This is a genomic window from Ruegeria sp. AB8 (assembly GCF_056542605.1).
The window spans coordinates 1-6,990 of record NZ_JBQGAB010000057.1 but is presented as its reverse complement, the minus strand read 5'-3'; the positions used below and the strand labels follow the sequence as shown (position 1 = coordinate 6,990).

Below are 6,990 nucleotides of genomic sequence, written 5' to 3'. Positions count from 1 at the left end.
CTCATCTCCACTCCTTGGCGGTTACGATGAGCCAGAAACCCTCTCTTATCAAATCTACTTAAACTGTCCCATTGGTGCTGACGTCAGACAGGGCCTTCAGGCGTGACTAAAACCATCCGATGACCGGTTTGGGCCCGTATATGCCGAATGCTGCGCAACGATCAAATGGCCGAAAGGCTCGCATTGCGGACATTGGCATATGAAACTGGCAAAACAACAACTGAGTCAGCTTATGAAACCCAAGTATGGCAAACGCAAATATCTTGAGTGACGGTAAATCTACTAAAATACTACCCGACAGAATTTGTTATACGGCGTTTCGTCATTCTGTTTCGGAATTTGCCAAACGAAATTTTTGCGGAGACTGGCCTGTCCAACGCCGAAAGGATCTGGAAAAGCTCGTAGCATCCGCATAGCCCAGTTGAGCCGAAATCTCCTCGACTGATTGACTAGTTTCCAGCAACTTCTTTTGGGCATATTGGCTTTTGAGATGGTCCAACTCCTTACGCATCGAAGTACCCTCGGCCGATAGAAGCCTGTTAAGCGTACGAGGCGCGTAACCGCAGATTTCAGCTGCATCTTCGGCCGATATTGGGCTCTGTCCGACAAGGGGTTCCAGAGCTTGTCGAACCGAGTCCACAATTCCGCGTTTTGGGGGAGGATTTGCCGCCCGGTTTGAAAGCCGCTCAAGAAAAACGGGCCTGTCAAACTGTTGCCTCAACCACAAGCCAGGAAACATCACCTTGTAGCCCAACCGATCACCTTTGATGACCTGCACGCCCAGAAAGTGCTTTGGTAGGCACTTGGGGTCACTCACAGTCACGATGACCTCGTTTCCTTGCCACTTGTCATGCATCATTTCCCGAAGGAGCGCCAGAAGAAGGCCAACAAAGAACCCATCGATCTGCGCCGGGACAAAGGTCGGCTTGAATGACCGCTTACCAAAAACGATGGCTTTGTCGCCGTGGACTTCCAAATTTTGCCGTGTTGCGCTGGAGTGCTTAGTAGCTTCGATTGCAAAAAAGGTTAGAAAGTCACCGACGGTCTTAGCGCTTTCAGAAGCAGACAGCATCGGCTCCCATTTGGCCATGTCCATAGCCTGACCAATGGAAAACAATAGGCAGCTATTGTTCGCCGCCGCTGCCGCATCCTCAAAGAACTGGTAAAGCACAATTGCGGATACGAATGCTTCAGCATCTTCGAAGGTCGCTCGGTTTAGCCCGACACCATCCAGAAGTTCGTCAGTCGGCAGGCCAAGCTTGTCGAAGGCGTTGACGATTGGTGCGCCGGTTCGAACGCGGATCAAAGGCAGCGTCGACATTCTACTCTTGGACAATTTGACCATGACGTCATTGAAGCCCCTCCAAAACCAAAGGTATATCCCCAAGTCATTCTACCTGACATTTTTCGCCAACAAAACTCTGCTGTGGCCAAAATTGGCAGGACGTGTGGCGCGGGCCCCGGCTACGCTCCCCAAAAGCGCCGGGCGGGGCGCTGTGCATAAGTCCATGACTATAAAAAGCTTTCCAGATCTCGAAACATGCTATGGTAACTTTATCGAGAATTTCTGGACGCCAATAGAGTTTTGGTCTTGGTCACAAACTGATTAGGGACGGCCAAAAATGTCAGAACTTTTTAGAATAAATTGGGCTGGCTTTGATGCCCCAACTGGCTTGAAAGTTGCCCTTGGATTGCTCGTGGTTCTGCTGCTGGCCGCGGTTACTAATCAGCCGTGGATGGCAACCGGACTTGTGATGTTGTTTGGCTGGATTACTGATTTGCCAGGCGCCCTGAAACAACGCGTTGTCGGAATTATTGCGTTCGGACTTGGCGCCTTAGTGCTAACTATCCTGTTTGGCGTCTTTGGAACCGGCATGTGGTCCGTCACCTTGTTGACGTTTCTCGCCGGTTTACTCGGTAGTTTTCTATTGGCCAAGGGAATGCGCCCGTATCTCATCGGATATGTAGTCATCTGTTGGGCAATTTACGGTCCCGCTATGATCGACGGCACAAGTCTTTCGAACGTTCTGATAGCAATAGTAGTTGGATCTTGTGTTTTGGTTGCCTTGATCTGGGCAGGAGAACGTGTCTTCCCCTCCGACGGCAGCCAAGAGCCCGCCGAAGAAAAGTCACCGTTCTCACTGCAATATGTGTGCGTATTTGCCGTAACGATTGCATTCGTACTAGGCGCTACGACATTTGCTGGATACCGTCACCTGGCCGTCAATCCGACGGTTATTGCCGGTGCCGCATTCTTTGTCATAGGGTTCGATGCCCGCCAATCGTGGATCGCAGGGTTGGGAAGATTGGTGGGTGTCGTTGCTGGCGGATTCATCGGTTTCTACCTGGCTAATTTGATTGGTGCCGGGCTGTTGCTGGACTCGCTGACTATAGCGATGGCTTTTCTGACGTTCGCCACGATGAGCATGCATTCGGGTGCATTGATGTTCTTTCTAGTGATGATGGGCGCGGTCGGATGGGTGCAACTTGAACCTGAGCTTCAGAACGTAATCGCGGCCGAGACTTTCCTTGGCGAAGCGTTGGGCATCGCAGTTGCGATGGTGACTGTTGTTTTCCTTCAATGGGCACAGCAGCAATTTGGAAAAGCCATGGCATCGCCAGTCGGAAGCAAAGACGAAATTTAGAGTAAATCAGGAGGTAAGAAAATGAGTTCGGACGGAATTATTCCAAGCCAAGGGACACCTGATTGGCGTGTTAATAAGCGAGGCTCCTATGACACGGATCTATACGCGGAAACTGTAGGATATGAGGACGATGACGACGTCACCTGGTGGGAAGGCAGGAACGTTGGCGGCGTCACAATCGGATTGATTCAGTTTCGGGGAAACCTGCCTATGATGCCCGGCAACATGGGGAACGCCTCCACCTTCAATTTTCCGATGCTTTATCGCGAAATGATCTGTGACAACATCGCCGACATCGCCGCCGAGGAGCCTACACAGAACTTTACAGAAGCTGCCGTCGATGCCGCCAAGTGGCTGGAGCTACAAGGTGTTCGTGCGATCATCGGCAATTGCGGTTTCTGGGGAACATACCAAAAAGTGGTGCAGGAACATCTTGAGATACCCTTCTTTTCTTCCAGTCTGCTGCAACTCCCCGCAATGGTGGCAAGCATGCCCGCAGACAAGAAAGTCGGGGTAATCACCGCTAACGGTCCCTTGCTAAAGAAATGTGCGGCGGTCGAAAACTGTGGCCTCAGTAAGGAACTCAAGGAATCCAAGCTGGTAATCGAAAGCGTACAGGGCGAGATCTTTGCCAACGCCTTGCAAATGACCGGTCGCTACAACCCTGCGGCGGTGACAGCAGAGATCGTGGCAACGGCTCGTGAGATTGTAGCCAACAATGACATCGGTGCGATCCTATTGGAGTGCACTGAGTTACCACCAGCTGCTCACGCCGTACAAAAAGCGGTCAAACTTCCCGTTTGGGATTACACAACGTTGACGAACTGGGTCTATCTGGGCGCATTGCGACGGCCATTTGTCGGGCATATGTAAACCGATTTTTGACAGGGCCGACACTGTCGGCCCTACCTTAGTTCAGCATAGGATCAAAAAATGCCTTTCCCATCGTCGCTTCGAGAACAGGCTCTTGTACCAGCCCTTTCCAGTTTTCTGTTATTTCTTGGAGACGCGGTCTTGGCCGAAAGCACGTCAGGAACACAGCCGCCTGTTGTAAGTGCACTTGATGTTGAAGGGATATTGGACCGAAACGCAGCCCCAAAAGAAAGTACCTTTGATTTTCCAGGCATAGATCGAGCCCTTGAGCCCTGGTTTGCATACAAAGAGCGCGTCTATGAGAGAACCGGATTGAGGTTTGGGTTCGACTACCAGTTAGTCGCCCAAAAGGGGAACAACTCGGTTGGCGACGACTCGGCAGTGGGTGGTTTTGCTCGATTCTTCGGCACTTGGGAGTTAACCGGCCGGGATACAAATAGAAACGGTTCACTTGTATTTCACATGCAAAACCGACACCGCATCGGAAGCGGCATTGCCCCAGAAGAACTAGGTCCTAACTTTGGCTACGCAGGTATCACGGCACCTGATTTCAGCAACCAGGGTTTTGGTGTGACGGAACTGTATTGGCGGCAACGGTGGCAGGGTGAACGTACAGTGGAATTGAGGGCCGGACGGCTTAATGCTTTTGGCTACTTCAACGTAACCCCGGCATCTGATTCCAATACGTCGTTCATGAACAGCACGATCATCCTCAGCAATACAGTGTCTTACCCGGCTGCTGGTAGTCTTGGCGTTGCAGCATTCGTTGGTTTGCCAAACAATTACTATGTCATCGGAACGATTAACGACGCCAACGGCTCGTACGACGAATACGGATTTGACAGCCTCGGTGAAGGCGACTTTTTCAAGGGTGTGGAATTTGGTTGGTCCAATCGCGGTGTTTCCGACGATACGTTCCGTTTCGACAATGTTCATATAGCATTATGGCATCGCGACGCGGTCGACAAACCCGACGCCCAATCCGGTTGGGGCGCTTCGGCCGCTGGTTTTTTTTGGGACGATGAAAGGCGTATCGGAACATTTGGTCGCTTAGGATGGGCCAGCGATGGAGCCGATACTTTAAACGAAAAAGCCGCTGCCGTGGGGGTCTTTGGAAACTTCTTCAAAGGCGATTTCGTGGGGCTGGGAGCAAGCTGGAGCCAGGCCTTCAATTCAGACGAAGATCAGATTTCTCTGGAAGGGTTTTATCGCTGGCAACTCGCGCAGAATGCGGCTCTCACATTCAGCGTGCAACATGTCGAGAACCCGGCGTTCAACGACATAGATGACGAAGTTACTGTGCTTGGATTGCGGACCCGGTTCACCTTCTAGAAGCTGAATTGGGTCTCATTGAAGGTTGCGTTCGATGAACAACAATACAGCCGCCCACCTTTATACCGATATAACGTTGCCGACGTTTGACATAGTTACAACCGGCATCATTCTCTTTGCGGCACTGCCTCTAGCGGCGGTTCTCGGGTTTTGGTTCGGAGCCGTAGTCCGGCAAAACCTAATACGAAAGAAAGGTAACGTTGACCCAGTTATTGGCGAAGCTTCATTTGGCGCTCTACTTGCGGTTCTTGGTCTGATTTTAGCCTTCACCTATGGGCATTCATTGGCTCAAGCAGATGAAAATGAAGCGGCACTTGTAGAAGAAGCCGCCGCCCTTGGAACAGTTTTCAATCGCGCAGACTTTCTTCTGGAGCCTGGGCGAACAGAACTTCAATCTGCAATTCTGGAATACACCAAATCGCGAATCCCACCCCAAAACTACTCGCTGAACACGCTGGACAACGTCCACAGGTTTCTCGATACCAGTCTTAAAAAACAAGCAGTACTTTGGCCGCTGATGATGGAAAATCTCGGGGATGATACTCCAATCGCTCAAAAAGTTTTTGTTGCCAGCGCTATGAGTGACGCACTTGATGCCCACCTGCATCGGGTAAAAACGCTTTCGCTACCCGTCTCCAATTCGGCACAGGCAATGATGCTCCTCGCCGCAATCGTAACTCTATTCTTGTTAGGTAACCGAGCCGGAATAATTGGTCGACGTCTTACCTGGCGCATTTTTGTATTATCGGCGTATTTGTCGGCTTTGATGTTGGCAATCGTTGATACGCAACGTGGAGAAGAAGGCTTTCTTCGAATTGACGACAGCACTCTGAAAGCAACAGTTTGGGAAATGGAACAGGCGCTGAAAGATCGCGTATGAATCCCAAATTCGCCAGCTCCTGAAAACCTGCATCTTGGGAAAAGGAAAACCTCTTAAAGGTGCGCAAGCATCTGTCTCCTACATTACTCCTTGGAATGGGAGACAGCGATGCGTTCAAAACTAACGTTGGGGTGTTCACAGCGAAAGTTCACATTGTTGCGTCGAGCGGACATCGACTGGCTAAGTACGCGCCCGTTTGGGACCAACCTGACCAGCCTGTGCTATCGATCTTTTTACGAACTCCGACATTCCCAAGAGGTTTCCCCACTTGAAGGTGCAGTTCCTCCGCCGGTCACATTCCAGGTCGACTACCTAGACTTTTCTCAAGGAGCCTCGAAAGCTTCATCATAAGGAAGGGGTCATTCAAATCAGGTATCGGCTCTGCTGAAAAAGAACTAAAATCCGCCGCCATTGCTCTCAGGTCATCGATCATTGGCTTTGCACTCCTAGCAGCCGCTGACATCTGCCTCACGGTTAAGCCTCCCTGATATCCTCTAATAAACGCACTATTGCGTCTGTATTGGCTTTGATGGTGTGGTTGTCTTCGATGATCGCTTGCTGGTTCAGTATCAGTGTTTCGATGAGATCCCGTATCGGTTTGTCGTCCGGTGACAGGCCTGGATCTAGAAGAGCTTCGATCAACGACTTCATTTTTCGTTGCCCTTGAACCAGCTCCATCAAAACCTCCCCCGCTTCTGGGTTGTTCCGTGAAGGTGTCAACGTTTTCTGATTTCCTTTTTCCATGTTCTATCTCCTTAAGAGTCAGTTCTACAAACGCTTCGACCTCCGAAGCTGCAATCTTCAAAATCCTGTTTGCATTGCAGACAACTTGACCGTCTTGTTTGACAAGCAGTCGGGACCGGCGACTGCCTTGTTCAATTTCCAGGCTGTCGTTCCGGGACAGAAGGTTTGCAAACGCAGCGATTTGCTCTTCAGGTGGCAATGCCGCTACCTCATTGAGTTCTGAAGTAAATTCAATGATGTCAAATCCAACGCGGTTTGCCTTCTGGTGCTGCTTGTTACCAACGGCTGCCTTCGCTTTGACGTTCACCAGGCGCGCAATCTGTTCCGCGTGTCTCGTCAGCCCCCGTTCAATAAAGCGTTCATGGACAAAGTCACTGTGCTTTCCTGCCGTAATTTGATGGCCCAGTTCGATTTCAAGAAACCTACTTGTCTGACGTCAGCACCAATGGGACAGTTTAAGTAGATTTGATAAGAGAGGGTTTCTGGCTCATCGTAACCGCCAAGGAGTGGAGATGA

7 protein-coding genes are annotated in these 6,990 nt (G+C 50.7%); 4 read left to right on the top strand and 3 right to left on the bottom strand.

What is annotated here, in order from left to right; genetic code table 11:
• Positions 1-322: 322 nt before the first annotated feature.
• Positions 323-1,321: a helix-turn-helix domain-containing protein gene (locus tag ACR0CG_RS23370; protein ID WP_480527885.1), complete on the bottom strand. Its 999-nt coding sequence runs from the start codon at positions 1,319-1,321 to the stop codon at positions 323-325.
• Between the two features lie 301 nt (positions 1,322-1,622).
• Here ACR0CG_RS23370 and ACR0CG_RS23365 point away from each other — a divergent pair, with 301 nt between their 5' ends.
• The 4 genes from ACR0CG_RS23365 (at position 1,623) to ACR0CG_RS23350 (ending at position 5,730) form a co-directional block, all read left to right on the top strand.
• The gene (locus ACR0CG_RS23365) at positions 1,623-2,645 is read left to right on the top strand and encodes an FUSC family protein (protein WP_170682818.1); all 1,023 of its coding nucleotides are present in this window, start codon (positions 1,623-1,625) and stop codon (positions 2,643-2,645) included.
• Between the two features lie 21 nt (positions 2,646-2,666).
• The gene (locus ACR0CG_RS23360; protein WP_170682817.1) at positions 2,667-3,518 is read left to right on the top strand and encodes an aspartate/glutamate racemase family protein; all 852 of its coding nucleotides are present in this window, start codon (positions 2,667-2,669) and stop codon (positions 3,516-3,518) included.
• A 141-nt stretch (positions 3,519-3,659) separates the two neighbouring features.
• Positions 3,660-4,850: a carbohydrate porin gene (locus ACR0CG_RS23355; protein ID WP_480527883.1), complete on the top strand. Its 1,191-nt coding sequence runs from the start codon at positions 3,660-3,662 to the stop codon at positions 4,848-4,850.
• 34 nt (positions 4,851-4,884) lie between these two features.
• A complete protein-coding gene (locus ACR0CG_RS23350) occupies positions 4,885-5,730 on the top strand; it encodes a hypothetical protein (protein ID WP_170682815.1) in 846 nt (281 codons plus the stop codon).
• A 474-nt stretch (positions 5,731-6,204) separates the two neighbouring features.
• Here ACR0CG_RS23350 and ACR0CG_RS23345 read toward each other — a convergent pair whose 3' ends face one another.
• Together ACR0CG_RS23345 and ACR0CG_RS23340 are read right to left on the bottom strand one after the other, a co-directional pair.
• Positions 6,205-6,474 (bottom strand): hypothetical protein, encoded by a 270-nt coding sequence (locus ACR0CG_RS23345; protein ID WP_480527881.1) that lies wholly within the window; start codon positions 6,472-6,474, stop codon positions 6,205-6,207.
• A gap of 336 nt (positions 6,475-6,810) precedes the next feature.
• The coding region (locus tag ACR0CG_RS23340; RefSeq protein ID WP_480527879.1) for a hypothetical protein at positions 6,811-6,990 on the bottom strand (180 nt) is incomplete at its 5' end.

Coding starts and splice junctions, on each gene's coding strand:
- ACR0CG_RS23370 (WP_480527885.1), bottom strand. CDS start 1,321: ATGTCGACGCTGCCTTTGATCCGCGTTCGAACCGGCGCACCAATCGTC.
- ACR0CG_RS23365 (WP_170682818.1), top strand. CDS start 1,623: ATGTCAGAACTTTTTAGAATAAATTGGGCTGGCTTTGATGCCCCAACT.
- ACR0CG_RS23360 (WP_170682817.1), top strand. CDS start 2,667: ATGAGTTCGGACGGAATTATTCCAAGCCAAGGGACACCTGATTGGCGT.
- ACR0CG_RS23350 (WP_170682815.1), top strand. CDS start 4,885: ATGAACAACAATACAGCCGCCCACCTTTATACCGATATAACGTTGCCG.
- ACR0CG_RS23345 (WP_480527881.1), bottom strand. CDS start 6,474: ATGGAAAAAGGAAATCAGAAAACGTTGACACCTTCACGGAACAACCCA.